General features: G+C 44.3%; 18 protein-coding genes, 1 tRNA gene and 1 other RNA gene. 3 read left to right on the top strand and 17 right to left on the bottom strand.

Annotated elements, in window-relative coordinates:
- The 7 genes from RG608_RS04920 to dnaG form a co-directional block, all read right to left on the bottom strand.
- Window positions 1-1,974 (bottom strand): accessory Sec-dependent serine-rich glycoprotein adhesin (locus tag RG608_RS04920; protein WP_308946632.1); only part of this gene is annotated, 1,974 nt, incomplete at its 3' end.
- 209 nt (window positions 1,975-2,183) lie between these two features.
- Window positions 2,184-2,271 (bottom strand) — tRNA-Ser (locus RG608_RS04915).
- 38 nt (window positions 2,272-2,309) lie between these two features.
- Window positions 2,310-3,155 carry a DUF695 domain-containing protein gene (locus RG608_RS04910; RefSeq protein WP_308946631.1) on the bottom strand — a complete coding sequence of 282 codons (846 nt, stop codon included), beginning with the start codon at window positions 3,153-3,155 and terminating at the stop codon, window positions 2,310-2,312.
- Between the two features lie 166 nt (window positions 3,156-3,321).
- Window positions 3,322-3,670, bottom strand: a transfer-messenger RNA (tmRNA) gene (ssrA, locus tag RG608_RS04905).
- Window positions 3,671-3,751: 81 nt separating this feature from the next.
- A complete protein-coding gene (locus RG608_RS04900) occupies window positions 3,752-4,090 on the bottom strand; it encodes a metal-sulfur cluster assembly factor (protein ID WP_308946630.1) in 339 nt (112 codons plus the stop codon).
- A gap of 126 nt (window positions 4,091-4,216) precedes the next feature.
- On the bottom strand, window positions 4,217-5,329 hold the full coding sequence (rpoD, locus tag RG608_RS04895) for an RNA polymerase sigma factor RpoD (RefSeq protein WP_002897871.1): 1,113 nt from the start codon (window positions 5,327-5,329) through the stop codon (window positions 4,217-4,219).
- A 2-nt stretch (window positions 5,330-5,331) separates the two neighbouring features.
- Window positions 5,332-7,116 carry a DNA primase gene (gene dnaG, locus RG608_RS04890; RefSeq protein ID WP_308946629.1) on the bottom strand — a complete coding sequence of 595 codons (1,785 nt, stop codon included), beginning with the start codon at window positions 7,114-7,116 and terminating at the stop codon, window positions 5,332-5,334.
- A 154-nt stretch (window positions 7,117-7,270) separates the two neighbouring features.
- On the opposite strand from dnaG, the gene mscL reads away from it, so the two are divergent.
- Window positions 7,271-7,654 (top strand): large conductance mechanosensitive channel protein MscL, encoded by a 384-nt coding sequence (mscL, locus tag RG608_RS04885; RefSeq protein ID WP_002895947.1) that lies wholly within the window; start codon window positions 7,271-7,273, stop codon window positions 7,652-7,654.
- Between the two features lie 120 nt (window positions 7,655-7,774).
- Here mscL and rpsU read toward each other — a convergent pair whose 3' ends face one another.
- The 6 genes from rpsU to RG608_RS04855 form a co-directional block, all read right to left on the bottom strand.
- Window positions 7,775-7,951, bottom strand: a complete 177-nt coding sequence (gene rpsU, locus RG608_RS04880; protein WP_000048054.1) for a 30S ribosomal protein S21 — start codon at window positions 7,949-7,951, stop codon at window positions 7,775-7,777.
- Between the two features lie 148 nt (window positions 7,952-8,099).
- A complete protein-coding gene (locus tag RG608_RS04875; RefSeq protein WP_308946628.1) occupies window positions 8,100-8,783 on the bottom strand; it encodes a DUF4956 domain-containing protein in 684 nt (227 codons plus the stop codon).
- An 11-nt stretch (window positions 8,784-8,794) separates the two neighbouring features.
- On the bottom strand, window positions 8,795-9,526 hold the full coding sequence (locus tag RG608_RS04870; RefSeq protein ID WP_002915552.1) for a polyphosphate polymerase domain-containing protein: 732 nt from the start codon (window positions 9,524-9,526) through the stop codon (window positions 8,795-8,797).
- Between the two features lie 378 nt (window positions 9,527-9,904).
- Complete coding sequence (locus tag RG608_RS04865; protein WP_308946627.1) at window positions 9,905-11,353, bottom strand: M56 family metallopeptidase; 1,449 nt, start codon at window positions 11,351-11,353, stop codon at window positions 9,905-9,907.
- Window positions 11,354-11,368: 15 nt separating this feature from the next.
- Window positions 11,369-11,746 (bottom strand): BlaI/MecI/CopY family transcriptional regulator, encoded by a 378-nt coding sequence (locus RG608_RS04860; protein WP_002895954.1) that lies wholly within the window; start codon window positions 11,744-11,746, stop codon window positions 11,369-11,371.
- A 113-nt stretch (window positions 11,747-11,859) separates the two neighbouring features.
- On the bottom strand, window positions 11,860-12,216 hold the full coding sequence (locus RG608_RS04855) for a DUF1304 family protein (RefSeq protein WP_308946626.1): 357 nt from the start codon (window positions 12,214-12,216) through the stop codon (window positions 11,860-11,862).
- A gap of 189 nt (window positions 12,217-12,405) precedes the next feature.
- On the opposite strand from RG608_RS04855, the gene RG608_RS04850 reads away from it, so the two are divergent.
- Both RG608_RS04850 and RG608_RS04845 read left to right on the top strand, forming a co-directional pair.
- A complete protein-coding gene (locus RG608_RS04850; RefSeq protein WP_308946625.1) occupies window positions 12,406-13,722 on the top strand; it encodes an FAD-containing oxidoreductase in 1,317 nt (438 codons plus the stop codon).
- A gap of 111 nt (window positions 13,723-13,833) precedes the next feature.
- Entirely contained in the window at window positions 13,834-14,802 is a 969-nt protein-coding gene (locus tag RG608_RS04845) for an NAD(P)/FAD-dependent oxidoreductase (RefSeq protein WP_308946624.1), read from the top strand.
- A 32-nt stretch (window positions 14,803-14,834) separates the two neighbouring features.
- Here the strand turns inward: RG608_RS04845 and whiA are convergent, their stop codons facing one another.
- Genes whiA through RG608_RS04825 form a run of 4 tightly spaced genes read right to left on the bottom strand, consistent with a single transcriptional unit; the run spans window position 14,835 to window position 18,043 of the window.
- Entirely contained in the window at window positions 14,835-15,746 is a 912-nt protein-coding gene (gene whiA / locus RG608_RS04840; RefSeq protein ID WP_308946623.1) for a DNA-binding protein WhiA, read from the bottom strand.
- The gene (locus tag RG608_RS04835) at window positions 15,743-16,720 is read right to left on the bottom strand and encodes a YvcK family protein (protein WP_002895961.1); all 978 of its coding nucleotides are present in this window, start codon (window positions 16,718-16,720) and stop codon (window positions 15,743-15,745) included. The genes whiA and RG608_RS04835 overlap by 4 nt, the downstream gene beginning before the upstream one ends.
- The gene (gene rapZ / locus RG608_RS04830; RefSeq protein ID WP_049542188.1) at window positions 16,717-17,607 is read right to left on the bottom strand and encodes an RNase adapter RapZ; all 891 of its coding nucleotides are present in this window, start codon (window positions 17,605-17,607) and stop codon (window positions 16,717-16,719) included. The genes RG608_RS04835 and rapZ overlap by 4 nt, the downstream gene beginning before the upstream one ends.
- Window positions 17,608-17,662: 55 nt before the next feature.
- Window positions 17,663-18,043 carry a RidA family protein gene (locus RG608_RS04825; RefSeq protein ID WP_308946622.1) on the bottom strand — a complete coding sequence of 127 codons (381 nt, stop codon included), beginning with the start codon at window positions 18,041-18,043 and terminating at the stop codon, window positions 17,663-17,665.
- Window positions 18,044-18,202: the final 159 nt, after the last annotated feature.

Raw genomic sequence — 18,202 nt, 5'->3', positions numbered from 1 at the left:
GGATACAGATGCACTTGTGGAAGCCGAGGTACTTGCACTTACAGAAGCCGATTTGCTATCTACAATAGACTGGCTCGCAGAGGTCGACGCACTTAGGGACGCAGAGGTACTAGCAGACATAGAAGCACTCGTTGAGGCGGATGTTGACGCAGACGTTAAAGCTGAACGACTTGATGCAAAATCCTTTACTACTCTATCCGCAGAAATAGTATCTGTAGATCTATCTGGATAAGTAATGGTAACCGTTCCGTTTGCAGCAACAGTAATCGTAGCTGCAGCTGGTATATCAGGATTTGCTGCTCTGACCGCAGCAGCGACAGCATTTCTCTCAGTTGGAGATAACCTAGAAACATCATTTACATAAGTTATAGATGGATCTGCAGGGTCATATTTTTCATTTTGACTTTTAACAGTAAGGATAAATCTTTCGAGTCCATTCCGATTAGGATTATCTACCATTGGAGTGGCATTTCCTGAAGGGTCCCACGCAACTATATAACGAGTATAATAACCAATAACTGTATCTGTAGGAACCAAACCAAACATTCTAGTTCGAAGTGGGTTCTGTGCTGTAGCATTACCCGGTTGTCCTAAATTCTCTGTAGAATATTGTACCCAATTAGGAGAAAGATAAGTACTCTGAGGACCGCCTTCAACATTTCGGATGACAACTCTATTAACTTGACCACTATTGTCGGTAGTTTCTACATTAAATTCAAAGGATTCACCACGATATACTACATAATCCCCAGATTTCACTTGGGGAGCTTCCGTATCCTTTTCCGCAACAGTTGTATTAAATCCTGCCTTATCCCAACTTCCATTTGTCGTAGCAGCAACTTGTTCAAACTCAAGCGGTAGATTTTTATTGGTAATTTTCTTATCGCTAGTTACTAAGCGGAGGCCTAGCTTGACTTCACCACCAGCATCATTTACGCGCGTAGTAATTCTTAGAATATTATCGCTGACAGATTCACCTGTATATAGATTCCAAGCACCGCCTGAATTGTAAACTCCACCATTTGCAGCATTTTTACCATTAATCGTTACTGTACGAGTTTCCTGGTTGCCACTGATAGATACAAGTGCACCAAAGTTAGTCTTTACCTGTCTTGGTGTCAGAGTTATCGTCCAAGTCAAAAGTCGATTAACATCATCAAAACTTGTAGTAACACCTTGAATCATATCGCCTTTAATATCACGATATTCGACATTAGGACCTGAGTCCGTTACATCCCGACGCGTTCTTCTACGTCTAGTTTGGCTAGAAGCTTCTGTCGACTGCTGGCTGCTTTCGGATCTAGCACTATCTGATGTAGAGGTAGTAGAGGTCTGACTGGCTGAGACTGACTCTGATACACTAGTGCTTGCACTCATTGAATCAGATGTACTTGAAGACACTGAAAGAGACTCAGATACACTTAAGGAATCTGAGACTGATTGAGATGTGCTGGCACTGACAGAGGCAGAGCTAGACTGTGACATTGACTCTGAAGCTGAGATGCTGGCAGAGATAGACGCACTGACAGAAGCACTGGCACTGGCTGAGGATGTATCTGATACAGACTCTGACTCAGTATGTGAGCTTGCCGTTGCGGTTACTGCCTCAGCAGCACTGCTTTCTTCTCCTAAAACTGTTTCACCACGTGTCGCTAAAACGTCTGTCGTGTCAATGACTTTTTCCAGAGCCTGATCTTCTTCCGCATGGACGATTGTGTTTGTCACAACAGCTCCACCCAGCACGGCCCCCGTGGCGACAATGCCCCTCAAAAAGTCTATGCCGCTCTTCTTATCGGTAACTTGTTCTTCCGTTACCTTGAGCTCGATCGATGAAAGGCCTCCCCCTCTCATTGATCTAAAAAGGCCGAACTGTGATGTCGCAGCACGCAGCCAATGCTTACCCGATTTAATCAACTTAAAACGAGTCACACGCTCTACTTCGTGGTACTTACCTTTTTGACGTTTAAAAAACATAATTCTCCCTTTAATTTATATCCTTTTAGAACTCTATTACTCTCATTTTACCACACTATTAAATAAAATGAACAATAAAATACTTATTTTTTTTTGCTGAAATTGTTTTCAAGTATTTCCAAAGATATTCATATTTAAAAAGAATCGCCTTTCTTCCATAAACTTTTGCAATAGAAAAAACGCCAAACAGCGTTTCTTGTATCTTATGACGGAAGACATGGGATTCGAACCCACGCACGCTTTTACACGCCTACTGCGTTTCCAACACAGCCTCTTAAGCCTCTTGAGTAATCTTCCACAAAAGAGAAAGTCCAGCTTTCTCAAAACTTTAACCATTATACCACATTACAGCCCCAACCGCCATAGTTTCCGTTAAATTTTTTCACAAATTCAACTAAAGTCCAAACATTCTGGTTCAAATCAAAGATTTCCGTCGTATCCATACGAATCACGTGTAGCTGGTAAGGTTTATCCGCATCTTCTACCTTTTCAGCAGATACCAGACTGTAACCCAGCTCTTCTACTTCCTTTAGAAAACCATCTCGGTCTTCCTCAGAAGCAAAATAGGCCCAATGGTCAATCTCGCGCTCCTGACTATGGTCATCGCCGTCCTGCTCCAGCTGGTACCAGACCCGCTGGTTGAGAATGGTCTGATACTCGTATTCATTAGGATAGAGAAAATCAAAGTACTGATCCCACTCCTCATCTTCTAGGGTTGCTGAGTCATAGCGGCGGTCTGGAAAGTCGCGCATCACGTTTGCAATCGGCTCCAGATGGCTTTTCTTATCTTGCAAATAGTAGTAAAACTCAATATTTCCATCTGTCGTAATCACACCAACATGAATGCCTCCGACCTGGCCTAAAGCCTCAGAAAGCCGATCCTCAATCACATTCAGCTCCTTAAACTCATCACTAGATGGAAAACCCGTCTCCCCATCGTACTGGAGGAGCGTTACTTTGAGCCTCATAGCATAGGCATAGAGAGGATAGGGAGCCTCATCAGCCAAGGCAAGATTCAGACGGATGCTAGCTAGCTTGTCATCTATATAGGTTGAGAAAGATCCCCACTCACTAGGAAAAGGTTCCTCAGAAGGTACATCAAGCACTGCTTCTTCTATCTTTTCTACTTTCTCTTCCTCTTGCTCTTGTTTCTTACCAAACAGATTCTTAAAAAAACTCATATCCAACTTCCCTTAATACTTATGAAATTGACCAATTAGAAATACCAATATTTCCTTTGTCATCACTAACATCATTGTATTACTTTTTCAGATAGAAATCAAGATTTCCTGGACATTGTAAAAGCAAAAAACGCTGATTTCTCAACGCTTTAGAAAGATTTTAAAATAATGGAGCCGGTGGGAGTCGAACCCACGTCCAAACACCTGCTAACACATTTGTCTACAACCATAGGCTATGTATTGATTTAACTTAACTTTGACACATAGCTCAAGCCCAAGTCAAGCGAGTCTATCAATCTCTTGCAAAATCCCTAGACTAGACCTTGCCGTAGCTTGCTCATAATAAGACCTGTCATCAGACACAAGCAATCCGAATCGGGTCACGCTGGCTGGTTTTTAGGCAGCTACAGCGTAAGAATTGTTATTTTTTGCAGTTATATTTAACTGGCGTTTTACATCCGCTAGATGGGTTGCAAAATGTGCCGCATAATGCCTGTCGAATCCGTAACGACCCCAAGACAATAGGAACATTATAACAGAATCTACTAAAAAAAGCAAAAGCCTGCATACAGCAGGCCAGCACTTACTATCAGTTCTTAGCGAATCCCCAAAGCAATCCGAGCATAGCGGCTCATCTTTTCCACCGTCCAAGCTGGGTACCAAACCAACTTAACATCAGTCTTGGTAACCTCTGGAACATCTGACATAGCATCATAGATCTGGTCAGTCAGAAGATCCGCCAGAGGGCATCCCATGGTTGTCAGGGTCATATCGATTTCTGTTTCCCCATTGGTCTCATCAAAACGGATTTCATAGATTAGACCTAGATTGACAATATCAATCCCCAGCTCTGGGTCAATGACCTGCTCCAAGCTCTCTAAAATACGTGTTTTGATTTTTTCAACTTCTTCAGGGCTGTATTTTTTTTCTGGCATGCAATATCCTCCTTATAGATATAGCAGAAATTTCAAGTTAGCTCGAGGGGGCTTTTGCTTTCAGTTAGGATTGCTGACTTAACACTTCCTGCTGAAAGAGAACCGCCTCACGCTTCTTTTCATTTCTTAATCTTCGATAAAGTCTCTGAGTGGTTTGCTGCGGCTTGGATGGCGGAGTTTACGCAGGGCCTTGGCTTCAATCTGGCGAATCCGCTCGCGGGTGACATTGAAGACCTTGCCGACATCTTCCAGGGTCCGCATTTTGCCGTCGTCCAGACCAAAGCGCAGACGTAGGACGTTTTCTTCGCGGTCTGTCAGCGTATCCAATACTTCATCCAGCTGCTCACGAAGGACGACACGAGTTGTATAGTCGACTGGGTTTTCAATCACTTCGTCTTCGATAAAGTCTCCCAGATGACTGTCATCTTCTTCACCGATAGGTGTCTCCAGAGAAACCGGCTCTTGAGCAATCTTGAGAATCTCACGAACCTTGTCAGGTGTCATATCCATCCGCTCAGCGATTTGCTCTGGTGTTGGGTCTTGCCCTAATTCCTGCAAGAGATTACGTTGCTCGCGGACCAGCTTGTTAATGGTTTCCACCATATGGACCGGAATCCGAATAGTCCGAGCTTGGTCAGCAATCGCACGGGTAATGGCTTGACGAATCCACCAAGTTGCATAAGTTGAAAACTTAAATCCTTTGGTGTAGTCAAACTTATCAACGGCCTTCATCAACCCCATATTTCCTTCTTGAATCAAGTCAAGGAACTGCATACCACGGCCGACATAGCGCTTAGCAATGGAAACAACCAGACGAAGATTGGCCTCAGCCAGACGCTGCTTGGCCTCCAAGTCTCCCTGTTCTACCAAGATAGCCAGCTCCTGCTCTTCTTCATTGCTGAGAAGCGGCACAACCCCGATTTCTTTCAGATACATGCGGACCGGGTCATTGACCTTGGCTGAATTGCTGCCTAAGAGCTCTTCATCCGTCAGCTCCGCTTCTTCCTCTTCGTTATTTAAGACGCGCGCGCTGGGATTTCCTTCTTTATCTGTAATTGAGATACCAGCATCCTGGATGCGCTGCAGCAAATCCTCAATCCCATCAGCGTCCAAAGTGAAAGGAATGACCAGTTGGTCATTGATTTCATCATCTGTCGCAACTCCTGTCTGCTTGTGGTTGCGGATAAATTCTGCAATTTGAACGTCTAATGTTGTTACTTCTTTTTGTTTTGTAGCCATTCCTACTCCATTCTTCTTTTTTGCTCAATCAAGCGCTCTAGCTCAGACAAGGCTGTATCCGTATCTCCGCTGTGAGAGGCTTCTCGAATCTTCTTACTAATAAACTGATTATGCTTGCGCAAAATCTCCCGCTCTCTTGTTTCTTCCACTTCTTTCAATTCATCTTCCAAAACCTCATCAGGCAAATCTTCTTCTAAGACGCGGTACCAAGCCTGCTGGACATGATCTGGCAGCTGGGACAAATCTTGCGGTGTCACCTCACCATTTGCCAGCAAAATCTCATACAAGGCCTGTAACTCCTCAGAGTCAAAGAAAAAGTCTTCTCTCAGCCGATATTGGTTCAAAATCAAAGGATGATGCATCATGCGGTGGAAGATATGATTTTCCGCCCTCATCAGACGACTCAGCCGGTTCGAAGGCGAAAATTGCATGACGACTGGTTGAGACTGCTGAATCGGCGCCTCCTGACTGCGACTAGAGCGCTCAGCCAGCCGGCTGTTATTTACCGTCTGCTCCACCTGCTGATAGTCAAAGTCTGGCAGCAGCTCAGCCAGCATGTAAATATAGGAGTTCTGCGCTGTGATGGAATTGGTCTTCGCAATAATCGGCGCCATCTTCTCTACAAACTCAATCTGAGCCTGTAGATTTTCAATATTATCTGGTTTCAGATGATGCAGCAGAAACTCCACATTACTTATTCGCGTTTTACTCAGCAAATGCTGCAAGTCTTCCTCAGAATTTTTAGCGAGAAATTCATCGGGGTCCAAATTATCCGGAATCCGAACAATTTCCACCGTCATATCTTTCAGCTCATCTAAAGCCTTAGCAGTCGCTGCCTGCCCTGCCCTATCTCCATCGTAAGACAGGATAATCTTCTTGCAATACTTGCTTAGATGCTGGACATGCTCAGGCGTCAGAGCTGTTCCCATTGAGGCCACAGCATTCTCAATCCCGGCCCGATAAGCCGCAATCACATCCATGAAGCCTTCCATCAGATAGACCTCATGGCTCTTCTTGATAACCGGCTTGGCCTTATCCAGATGATAGAGCTCGTAGCTTTTATTGAAAATAGCGGTGCTGCGACTGTTTTTGTACTTGGCCTGATGACCATCAGTAGCCGCTGACTGCCAAATCCGTCCGGAAAAGGCCACAACCTGCCCGCTGTCATTGGTCAGGGGAAACATAATCCGGTTCTGAAAAGCATCATAGACCAGATTATTCTCCGCCAGATTGAAGAGGCCCGAGTTCATGATGGTATTCTCATCAAATTTGCCAGCCATACTCTTATGAAGATAATTCCCCTCATTAGGAGCCAGCCCGATTTGAAAATGCTTAAGAACATCATCTGTCAGACCCCGCTGGTAGAGATAAGCCCGCGCTTCCTCTCCCATCTTGGTCGTCATCAGAACCGCATGGTAAAATTTCGTTGCCTCGGTATGGATATCGTAGAGAGCCTGATGCGGATGGCTTTGTCTCGGTCGGTCGTTGCCCGCTGTCTCTACAGCCAAGGGAATCCCTGCCCGATCTGCTACAATCTGCACAGCATCCATAAAGGAAACGCCTCGATAATCCTCAATGAATTTGAAGACATCGCCCGACTTGCCGCAGCCAAAACAGTGATAAAACTGCTTGTCCTCTACAACGTTAAAAGAGGGCGTCTTTTCGCCATGAAAGGGACAGAGTCCCAGGAAATTCCGCCCAGCCTTGGTCAAGGCCACCGTTTCTCCTATGACATCGACGATATTGACGCTGTTTTTAATTTCAGAAATGATTTCTTTATCAATCAAAAGACAATACCTCCAATTTATCATAGAATATCATTCTATATTTTATACTAAAATGAAGCAAATGTAAAATATTTGACAAACAAATATCTTGTAGATGTCATATAAATAAGCTATAATATAATCTCATTAATAAATTCTTGAAAGGAAAGAAAGAATGTTAAAGGATCTTAAAGAATTCTTGCTGCGTGGGAACGTGATTGATTTGGCAGTCGGTGTGATCATCGCCAACGCTTTTGGAGCAATCGTCACTTCATTGATTACTGACGTAATCACTCCCCTCTTCCTCAACCCAATTTTGAAAGCTGCAAACTTGGAGCAAATTTCTCAATTGAAATGGAACGGGATCGCTTATGGTAACTTCTTGAGCGCTGTAATTAACTTCTTGGTAATCGGTACTGTTCTCTTCTTCATCGTCAAGTCTGCTGAAAAAGCACAAAGCCTTGCTAAGAAGAAGGAAGAAGCTGAAGAAGCGCCAGCTGGACCAACTGAATTGGAAGTCCTGCAAGAAATCAAAGCTTTGTTGGCTGAGAAAAAATAAAGAGAATTCACTGATGAAAATCAGTGTTTTTTCTTGCCATGCTACTCGCACTGGAAGTAGGTGCGACCTTATCCAAAGAGTGAAAACAAAAAACAGACCGGAGTCTGCTTTTTTGTTCAATTAGAATTTTTTACGTTTACGAGCTGCTTCTGATTTGCGTTTGCGTTTTACAGAAGGTTTTTCATAGAATTCACGTTTGCGTGTTTCTTGAAGAGTACCAGCTTTAGTAACCGCACGTTTGAAACGACGAAGTGCATCATCAAGTGATTCATTCTTGCGTACTACTGTTTTTGACATTTTTTTCACTCCCTTCAAGTCCAAAATCTATATAATCATACCACATATAGAAAAGAGTGTCAAGTATTTTCTGTAAGTATGATGTGGGCTCCTTTTTATTATAGAAACAAGAAAACCAACTGCTATGCTGCAGCTGGTCTTCTTTTGCTTAGAGAGTTTTACGCTTCTTAGCGGCTTTGGAAAGGGAAATGTCCTGAACCTTATCGTAGAATAGGAACTGCTGAATGAGCTCTCTGTCACTTATATCCGGATTCAAGTCAACAACATAGTCCAGCTTGATAGACTTCTTTTCAGCCGACTTGAGAGAGGTCAGTTCGGCTGATTTACAAGCCGTTTCAAAGATAGCATCAAAGAGTACTTCGTAGTCAAAATCAGCTGGAACCTGAACCTGAACATAACGTCTGGTCTGACTGACTGAAGTAAAGCTCATCTTTTCAAAGAGCATCCAGATGCCTGAAATAGCTAGAGTAAAGACAATTCCCAATGCTACAAATCCCATCCCCGTTGTAATTCCGATAGCCGTCGCCATAAAGATGGCTAGGAGCTCCTTGGAGCCACCTGCGGCCGACCGGAAACGAATCAAGCTGAAAGTCCCTGCTACGGCGACACTGGTACCCAGATTTCCATTAACCAAGAAGATGATAATAGAAATAATGGCCGGCAAAAGAGAGAGGGTGACGACAAATTCCTTAGTATAAATGGTTTGGCGCTTATAGACCTTGGCCAAGATAATTCCTAAAACCACACTAGTTGCTAGTGAAAAAATCAATGCTAAAGGATTAATCTTGACCTCCGTGGAGGAGTAGATACTGTTAAATAACTGATCGAGCATAGACTACCCCCTTAGGCCTTGACTGTTTGAGTCAGCCTTTCTTTAGTTTTCAGATAGGCTTTGCCGTATTTTGAGAAGGACTGGTCTTCAAGGCCGTATTTGTTCAGAATATCAGCCAGCCACTGAGGATATTGACCAGGAACCTTGATTTCCATAATCACCTTGTCATCTTCCAGCAAGGGCAGTCCATAGCGACCTGAAGCTAAATCTACATCATAATCTCGGTAGCGGATGTTGGAATCAACTGTCACACGTACCTTTTTATCTTCCAAGCCTCTCATAGAGTAGCGGTCATAACTAATCACCATTTTTGGCTTCAAGTCTAGATAGCGCTCCTGTAACTGTTCTACTTCTGCCTTGACCCGGTCATCAGAAATAGTATGGTCTGCCACACCATTCACAATATAGTTGGTCACAGAGAGAGGATTGGAAACTAAACGGTATTTGAAGCCTACTTCATCACGTTTCTTCTTGATTTCCAAGAAAACTTGACTATCATCATTCGGCTGCTCAGCATAAGTGCGCATCCGCATCTTTTCACGACCACCTTTTCTGGCAATGGAATCCTGAATCATCTGGAACTCATCATTATCAAAATACACATTGGAAATGGTTGATGTCGCATAATCATCTGCGGTAAGGTAAGGCCTCATGTCAGCTTCAAGACGAGCTAGCATTGCTCGGTCAAGAATATACTTCGTTTCGATCCGTTGGAAGTTTGTTTGGATTTGCTTTTGTTTCATTTGGATTCTCCTTTAATTCTACAAATGTAGTTTATGCTTTTAAAAGAAATAGAGCTTCCGCTCTGCATCCTACAAGCGTCTGGATAAGCTTTACTTTCTTCTCCCTTCCAAGCAGTATTTTTCAAAAACATTCTACAAATGTAGTTTATAAAAATATTCTACAATTGTCGTTTGTGAATGTCAAGAAAAAAAGATAAATAATCTTTCAGTTTTTTTAGCATTAGGAAACGAAGTGCAAACTGTAAGCAAAATCGTCCTAAAATAAAGATAAACTGATGACTAACTGCTCTTGGAGGATTTCTAAATCCCCCTTTGAGAAGATAATAAAATTCTACCAGTCTAAGCTTTTAAGAAACTTAAACTGGCAGAATCCTTTATTTAATCGTCATCATCATCGTCCGGATCATCGGTGTCTGTCGTATGAGAGGAACTGTTCTGAGTCGGAGTTTGAACTGTCGCTGTACTAGCTCCAGTAGAGCCCGCTGCTCCCTTATTTCCTGCACCTGCAGTAGAGCTGTTATCAGCTGGAGTTGATGCAGCAGACGAGGATGGACTGACTTCTTTTTCAACCGTTACCGTCTTTTCGACAATGGTATGCTGCTTGGATTGGATTAGTTTTCCATCCTTAGCATTGACAATGGTTTCATGGGCCGTTTGCCCATGTGAGAAGCGGATTTTATAGGTGTCTTTCTCACGCGAAATTTGTAAATCTTTAATATCTGTTTCAGAAAGAGACAGCTCTTTTAAGACGGACTCTAGAGCCTGACGGTGACTGAGTCCCTGAGGCCGTTTTTGTCCCGCCACAGGCTTGCTTTGTTGAGCAGCTGGACTTTCTAGAGCAAAGACCGAGCTAGTCAAGAGCAAAAGGAGAGGAACGGCCACTACAAAAGCAGCAGACAGAAACCTCTTAGGCAGGCGGTTATCCATAATACCGACAATCCGCCGCTTGAGATTAAACTTGTCAGAGTAAAAGCAGGTCGTCAGGGCAATTGGGGTCTTCTTACTGCGGTCTATCATGGTCAAAATCGTTTCACCGTAGAACGTCCGATACTCTGTATCTCTACAGCTCAGAACATCGTAGTCACAGTACATTTCTCCTGCTTCCTGGGTTTCACGGCAGGCAAAGCGGACAACCGGATTAAACCAGTGCAGACTCTTGGCAAAAATCCCTAAAAGATTGATTAAAACATCTCGGTGTTTGTAGTGGGTCAGCTCATGCTTGAAAATCAGCTGCAGTTCTTCTTCTGTGTAGTCAAGTTCTGGAAGCACGATTAAAATATCTCTGAAACCTAGCAGCATAGGACTTTGGGACATAGGATAGTGGAGCAGACGAATCCGGCCCTTAACTCCCATCTCCTGCTGAACAGCCCGCAGCTGAGCCATCGCTTCTTCGTCCTGAAACTCCGTGCCCCAGCGCTTCAGCATCTTTCTGAAGCGAATATAAGAATAAGCGTATCTTCCTATACTAAAGACAAAGCCAATCAGCCAGATGGCAAAGAGAATCTCAAACCAAGGCAGACCCAGAAAAGCCTCCCAGAGATTTGACTGGCTAGCTTTTTCAACTGCTGGAGAAGCACCCTGAGCTCCACCTGTCTGGGTAGCAGTCACTGCTGTCTGAACTACCGATCCTGTATTCAGCCGAATCAGGCCTGAGCCAAATTGGGGACGGAACGGAAACAGAAAACTTAGCAATATCAAAAACCAAATAAAATACTTCACTCTGACCGAAATCTTAGTCTTAAAGGCCGTAAAAAGTAGACTAAGCAAAAGCACTAAAATGGATGTTGACAAACTGGTCAGCAGAAAAGAAAGAAGGAACTGTTTCATGCTTATCCCTCCATCCTACTTTCCTTGGTTGAGCAAACTGCGCAGCTCATCCAATTCATTTTCCGAAAAGGAGTTAGAAGAAAAGAGTGTTTTGACAAAACCGCCCATTGAACGGCCGCTGTGACGCTTCAAGAAATCCGAAGCCTCAACTTCCAGATACTCATCTTCTGAAATCAAGGCTGTATACTGCCTTTCACGCCCCTTGCGGACACTTTCTAAAAAGCCCTTTTCAGTCAAGCGAGCCAAGACTGTCAGCAAAGTCTGGGGCTTCCAGTGATTGTCTGGTCCCAGCTTTTCCATGATACGGGCAGAGGTCGTCGGTGTAGGCAGCTGCCAAATTACTTTTAAAATAGTAAATTCTCCGTCTGGCAAACGTTTAATTGATCTTTTCATCGTTCCACGCGCTTTCTAAATAATGCTATTTCTAATTTTATTCTACACTTGTCTAACAAAAAAGTCAATCATTATATAAAAAAGAGTGGGAAATCAATTTTCCTCACTCTATTTTAGAAAAATAGACTAAGTAGGGTCAGCATAGCCAGCCCTCCCTGCTTGAACAGGATTTTCGGGTCACTGGTCACTGCACCGTAAGCTGCTACCAAGATGATATAAACCATAAAAATTCCCAGCCAAACCGGACTAAGCTGCACAAAGGCCGCAATCAGCACTAAAACAGCTATCAATCCGTTGTAAACTCCTTGGTTTTTGAAAAGTGTATTGACCGACTGCCGCTCCAACTCCTCTTGTGACATACCGAAAACCCGAGCTGTCGCTGCAGAAGTCGTCGCAATGGTCTCCAGGTACAGGATATAGAAAAATTCCAAGGCAACCAAACTTGCCAAAATCAGTGTAATAATAGACATTTTACCCTCCTAAAATAAATAACGAAACTTAGTATAACACAGACTGACTGGAACTGCGAAAATCTTGCTCAAAATTGGACATTCTGTATAAAAAGAAAGACTAAAAATACTGAAGAAAAAAAGCGTAGCAGAAATAAGCAATTTCTGACTAGATGTGATACAATCTTTTTTGAAAAATGGAGGTAAATCATGTTAACCTATGATTTAATTGTCATCGGCTTTGGGAAGGCCGGTAAAACATTGGCAGCCAAAATGGCGGCCCAAGGAAAAAAAGTTGCTTTGATTGAGCGAAGCAAGGCTATGTACGGTGGAACCTGTATCAATATCGCCTGCATCCCAACCAAGACCTTGCTGGTCGCAGCTGAAAAAGGCCTTGGTTTCGACCAAGTCATGGCTGAAAAGAATGCTGTAACCAGCCGTCTCAATGGAAAGAACTACGCAGCAATCAGTGGCGCTGGTGTCGACATCATCGATGCGGAAGCTCATTTCCTTTCCAATAAAGTCATCGAAATCACAGCTGGCGATGAAAAAGAGGAACTGACTGCTGAGACTATTGTCATCAATACCGGTGCTGTTTCCAATGTCCTGCCAATTCCAGGACTGACTGAAACCGAACATGTCTATGACTCAACTGGCATCCAAAATCTGAAGGAACTTCCTAAACGCTTAGGAGTTCTGGGGGGCGGTAACATCGGCTTAGAATTTGCTGGACTCTACAACAAATTGGGCAGTCAGGTGACTGTGCTGGATGCTGCACCTGTCTTTCTCCCTCGAGTAGAGCCTTCTATCGCTGCTCTAGCTAAGCAGTACATGGAAGAAGACGGAATCCAGCTCCTGCAAAATGTGCAAACCAAGCAGATTAAAAATGATGGTGCTGAAGTTGTGGTTGTGACAGAGGATGGAGAATTCCGCTTTGATGCCCTGCTCTATGCTACTGGCCGCAAGCCGAATGTTGAGCCACTGCAGTTGGAAAATACTGACATTGAACTGACAGAGCGCGGAGCTATCAAGGTCAACAAGCACTTGGAAACATCTGTACCCGGCATTTTTGCAGCGGGCGATGTCAATGGCGGTCTGCAGTTCACTTATATCTCACTGGATGACTTCCGTATCCTTTATAGCTATCTGGCTGGCGACGGTAGCTACACACTGGAAGACCGTAAAAACGTCCCTACCAGCATGTTCATCACACCGCCTTTGGCTCAAATCGGATTGACTGAAAAGGAAGCCCAAGAGCAAGGACTGCCGATTGCAGTTAAGGAGATTCCAGTCGCAGCAATGCCTCGCGGACATGTCAATGCTGACTTACGCGGTGCCTTCAAGGCTGTTGTCAATACTGAAACCAAGGAAATCGTGGGAGCGACTATCTTCTCAGCAGGGGCACAGGAAATTATCAATATCCTGACTGTAGCCATGGATAATAAGATTCCTTACACCTACTTGAGCAAGCAAATCTTCACCCACCCAACGCTGGCTGAAAACCTCAATGATTTATTTGCAATCTAATTTTAAGTCCCTGATGGGGCTTTTAAGATGTCTTCGAAACATTTGCTTACATTTCAACCCCTTTTTGTGGTACAATAATGCTAGTTTATTTTAAAAAGATTGAGGAAGATTATGTCTGAACTGTATGATATTACGATTGTCGGCGGCGGTCCAGTTGGCCTATTCGCAGCTTTTTATGCTCATTTGCGCCAAGCCAAGGTTAAAATCATTGATTCCCTGCCTCAGCTGGGCGGTCAGCCGGCCATTCTCTATCCAGAGAAGAAGATTCTGGATGTACCAGGCTTTACCAATCTAAGCGGCGAAGAGTTGACTCAGCGTCTGATTGAGCAGCTGGAAACTTTCCAGACTGAGATTTGCCTCAATGAAACGGTTCTGGATATCACTAAATCTGATGATGGCTTCACCATCACGACTTCTCAAGCCCAGCATCAGACCAAAACCATCATCATCGCCATGGGAGGTGGTGCTTTCAAACCGAGAGCTTTGGAGTTAGACGATGCTGAAAACTACAGCAACCTCCACTATCACGTTTCAAACATCAGCCAGTACGCTGATAAAAAAGTTGTTGTTCTGGGCGGCGGCGACTCGGCTGTTGACTGGGCGCTAGCTTTTGAAAAGATTGCAGAAACCAGCCTGGTTCATCGTCGGGACAACTTCCGGGCTTTAGAACATAGTGTGGAAGAACTCAAGGCTTCTAGTGTTGAGATTAAGACACCATTTGTACCCAGTCGATTGGTCGGCGAAAATGGCAAGATTACCCATTTGGAAATCAGCCAAGTCAAGGGAGAGGAAAGTCAGCTTCTGCCCCTAGATCATCTCTTTGTCAACTATGGTTTTAAATCCTCTGTCGGCAATCTCAAAGATTGGGGCTTGGAGCTCAACCGTCACAAGATTTTGGTCAACAGCAAGCAAGAAACTTCTGTGCCAGGTATCTATGCAGCCGGAGACTGCTGCAGCTACGAGGGGAAGATTGACCTGATTGCAACTGGGCTAGGTGAGGCACCTACTGCTGTCAACAATGCCATTAACCATATCTATCCTGAGCAAAAAGTCCAACCCAAACATTCTACAAGCCTATAAAAAACAGCTGCCGAGCTCAAGCTCAGCAGCTTTTATAATTCATCTGCGATTTTATTGATTTTTCTCAAGCGATGATTGACACCGCTCTTAGTCAGTGGCCGGCTCAGACTATCAGCTAGCTGCTGGATGGAGTAGTCCGGATGTTGGATACGAAGCTGGGCTACCTCCTGCAGGTCTACAGGTAGACTTTCAATGCCCATATTATCGCTGATTTTGGCAATATTGTTGATGGTTTTCATACTGGCTGTGACCGTACGGGCGATGTTGGCTGTCTCCGCATTATTAGCGCGATTGAGGTCATTGCGCGCTTCCCGCATGAGCTTAAGAGATTCAAATTCAGCCATGGCTTCCATAGCACCGATGACAATGAGAAAATCCATGATATCCTCAGCCCGCTGCAGATAAGTAACAGCCCCTTTCTTGCGCTCGATGGTCTTGGCATCCAGCAGAAAACGCCGCATTAAGGCAGCCAAATCCTCAGCATGATCCAGATAAACGGACAGGATTTCCAGCTGGTACTTGCCTGAATCTGGCTCCCGCATGCTGCCATTTGAGAGAAAGGCTCCCCGGAGGTAGGCTCGGCTGGCTTCGTCATCTGACAAAATGGCCTGGTCAATCCCTGCCTCAATACCAAAAAAAGAGTCAGCCAAGTGCAGGTCAGAAAGGATTTCTTCTACTTTCTGATCCAGAAATACTGTGTATACACGATTCTTGCGCAGATTAGTCTTCTGATGGTGACGGATTTCTGACTTGACCTGATAAAGGTCCAACAGCAACTCATAGAGATGGCGAGCAATCTTGGCATTTTCTGTTGTGACAGACAGGGTCAAACCACCGCTGGCCAAGCCCAGACTGCCAGACATCTTGATCATGGCTGACAGTTCGTTTTTGTCTCTGCTTACCAGACTCAGCAGTTCTTCTTTTACTTTTACTGTAAAGCTCATTTGCGTACCTGTATAATCTGCATTAATTCGTCAACGACCAACTCGCCATCATGGAAAGCTCCGCCATTTTCCAAACGCAGGAAATTCGAAGAAATAACGCGCGGAACCTGCTCCTGCAGTCCTTGGAAATCATGCTCCACCTGGACCAGATATTCGTCAAACTGGTTGCTGTCCATGTACTCATGAGGGACAGGTTCGATATTGACCAAGACTGTATCTACAAACTTCCTGCCTAAATGACGGTGCAGAACTTGGACGTGATCGCTGTCTGAAAAATGCTCTGTTTCGCCTCGCTGGGTCATGATATTGCAGACATAAGCCACTTCTGCCTTGGTGTCTAGAAGAGCTTGGCCAATTTCCTCGATAACGAGATTAGGCAAGATGGAGGTAAATAGTGAACCCGGCCCCAGAACCACCATATCGCTCTCTAAGATGCTCTCGACTACCTTTTTACTGGCAGCAGGCTTCTTGTCATCATAGGTATTGGTCACATAAACCCGCTCAATCATCCCGCTCTTGCTGGTCAGATTGCTCTCACCTACAACTTCCGTCCCATCTGCAAACACAGCATGCAGAGTTAGAGGGGTATCGCTAGAAGGGTAGATTTTTCCTGTCGTATGGAAGAACTTGGTCAAAAGCTGCATGGCATTATAGGTTGAGCCCTGCATTTCGGAAATACCGGCAATAATCAGATTGCCCAAGGGATGTCCCGCTAGAACGCCGTCTCCTTCCGCAAAGCGATACTGAAAGACCTTCTCATAGAACTTTGGCATGTCGGACATGGCTACTAAGACATTTCGAAGATCACCCGGCGGAGTCAGCTGCTGGATGTTTTTCCGCAGTTCACCAGAACTGCCTCCATCATCTGCTACTGTGACAATGGCTGTAATTTCTACGTCCTTTTTACGCAGGCTGTCTAAAATAACAGAAATTCCTGTTCCACCGCCGATGACTGTAATTCTTGGCTTTCTCATGAGCGGTTCACCGTTTCTTTCCGACGGTTTTTATCGCGGTGGCTGGCATTGACCGGCCAATTTTTAGCCAAATCATCTGCTAAGCGCTGAGCAAAGGCTACACTACGGTGCTGACCGCCTGTACAGCCCACTGCAATGGTCAGGATAGACTTGCCTTCCTTCTGATAGCCCGGCAAGATTGGCTCAATCAAGCCTAGCAGATGCTGGTAAAATTCTTCTGACTCTGCATGGTTCATGACATAGTCAAAGACATCCTTGTCCAAACCTGTCTGATTGCGTAGCTCAGGTTTATAGTAGGGATTAGGCAGAAAGCGCACATCAAAGACCAAATCCGCATCCAAAGGCAGACCGTATTTGAAACCAAAACTCATGACCTCAATACGGAAACTGTGCATTTCATCTTGATTGGAAAACTGTTCAGAAATCGTTTTTCTCAGCTCCCGTGGTGTCAAATCAGTTGTGTCCACAACATTTTGACTGAGATTTTTCAGAGGGGCCAAGAGCTCACGCTCCAGCTTAATCCCATCCAAAATCCGGCCATCAGCTGCCAACGGATGGCTGCGCCGCGTTTCCTTGTAACGAGCCACTAACTCCTTATCCGCTGCATCTAGGAAAAGAATCTTGAAATCGATGTTCTCATTTTGCTCTAATTCATCCAAAACATTCTGGATTTGCAAAAAGAAAGAACGGCTGCGCATATCGACAACCAGAGCCAATTTATCATTGTCAGTGGTCCCTTCGACCAGCTGCAAAAACTTTGGCACCAGAGTTGGCGGCATATTATCAATGGTAAAATAACCTAAGTCTTCAAAGGACTGAATGGCTACGGTTTTCCCCGCCCCGCTCATTCCAGTCACAATGACAAGCTGAATTTTCTTCTCAGACATTATAATCCTTTCATCAGATAGAATTCGTCAAAAAGCTGTTTTCTCCAGCTCTTTTTTAGAGAATCTCGGCAATAACCTCAATCTCAATCTTCACATCCTTAGGTAGGCGAGCCACTTCTACTGCCGAGCGAGCTGGAAATGCTTCTGTAAAGGCTGTTTTGTAAACCTCATTAAAAGCCACAAAATCATTGATATCACTCAAGAAACAAGTAGCCTTGACTACGTGGTCAAAGTCTGTTCCAGCAGCTTCCAAAATGGCTGAAACATTTTTCAGCACCTGCTGGGTCTGCTCTTCAATAGTCGACCCAATGATTTCTCCAGTTTCAGGAGACAGAGGAATCTGCCCACTCGCAAACAAAAGGTTGCCGACAATTTTTCCTTGAACATAAGGTCCAATCGCTGCTGGTGCTTTATCTGTATGAATCGTTTTTGCCATAATCATTACTTCTCCTACTTATTTTTTTCATTATACCATAAAATAGCAGGCAATGGCCACGACAGATTGTTCCGTCTTGCCTTTTTCCATTTTTTAATTGATGAGATTCTTAGAAGCTAAAAGGAAATCGACTTACCTATCAGAACCCACTTTTTAAGA

The sequence above is a fragment of the Streptococcus sp. IsoGale022 genome (assembly GCF_031142805.1).
GTDB lineage: Bacteria > Bacillota > Bacilli > Lactobacillales > Streptococcaceae > Streptococcus > Streptococcus sanguinis_A.
This window is presented reverse-complemented; position numbering and strand designations above follow the sequence as displayed.

Bases quoted from the DNA above. Each gene is read 5' to 3' on its own strand.
- RG608_RS04900 (WP_308946630.1), bottom strand. From the start codon at position 4,090: ATGCCAGAAAAAAAATACAGCCCTGAAGAAGTTGAAAAAATCAAAACA.
- RG608_RS04875 (WP_308946628.1), bottom strand. From the start codon at position 8,783: ATGCTCGATCAGTTATTTAACAGTATCTACTCCTCCACGGAGGTCAAG.
- rpoD (WP_002897871.1), bottom strand. From the start codon at position 5,329: ATGGCTACAAAACAAAAAGAAGTAACAACATTAGACGTTCAAATTGCA.
- RG608_RS04835 (WP_002895961.1), bottom strand. From the start codon at position 16,720: ATGAGAAAGCCAAGAATTACAGTCATCGGCGGTGGAACAGGAATTTCT.
- RG608_RS04910 (WP_308946631.1), bottom strand. From the start codon at position 3,155: ATGAGTTTTTTTAAGAATCTGTTTGGTAAGAAACAAGAGCAAGAGGAA.
- RG608_RS04860 (WP_002895954.1), bottom strand. From the start codon at position 11,746: ATGAAAAGATCAATTAAACGTTTGCCAGACGGAGAATTTACTATTTTA.
- rpsU (WP_000048054.1), bottom strand. From the start codon at position 7,951: ATGTCAAAAACAGTAGTACGCAAGAATGAATCACTTGATGATGCACTT.
- RG608_RS04850 (WP_308946625.1), top strand. From the start codon at position 12,406: ATGTTAACCTATGATTTAATTGTCATCGGCTTTGGGAAGGCCGGTAAA.
- rapZ (WP_049542188.1), bottom strand. From the start codon at position 17,607: ATGTCTGAGAAGAAAATTCAGCTTGTCATTGTGACTGGAATGAGCGGG.
- RG608_RS04825 (WP_308946622.1), bottom strand. From the start codon at position 18,043: ATGGCAAAAACGATTCATACAGATAAAGCACCAGCAGCGATTGGACCT.
- RG608_RS04870 (WP_002915552.1), bottom strand. From the start codon at position 9,526: ATGAAACAAAAGCAAATCCAAACAAACTTCCAACGGATCGAAACGAAG.
- mscL (WP_002895947.1), top strand. From the start codon at position 7,271: ATGTTAAAGGATCTTAAAGAATTCTTGCTGCGTGGGAACGTGATTGAT.
- whiA (WP_308946623.1), bottom strand. From the start codon at position 15,746: ATGAGCTTTACAGTAAAAGTAAAAGAAGAACTGCTGAGTCTGGTAAGC.
- RG608_RS04865 (WP_308946627.1), bottom strand. From the start codon at position 11,353: ATGAAACAGTTCCTTCTTTCTTTTCTGCTGACCAGTTTGTCAACATCC.
- RG608_RS04845 (WP_308946624.1), top strand. From the start codon at position 13,834: ATGTCTGAACTGTATGATATTACGATTGTCGGCGGCGGTCCAGTTGGC.
- RG608_RS04855 (WP_308946626.1), bottom strand. From the start codon at position 12,216: ATGTCTATTATTACACTGATTTTGGCAAGTTTGGTTGCCTTGGAATTT.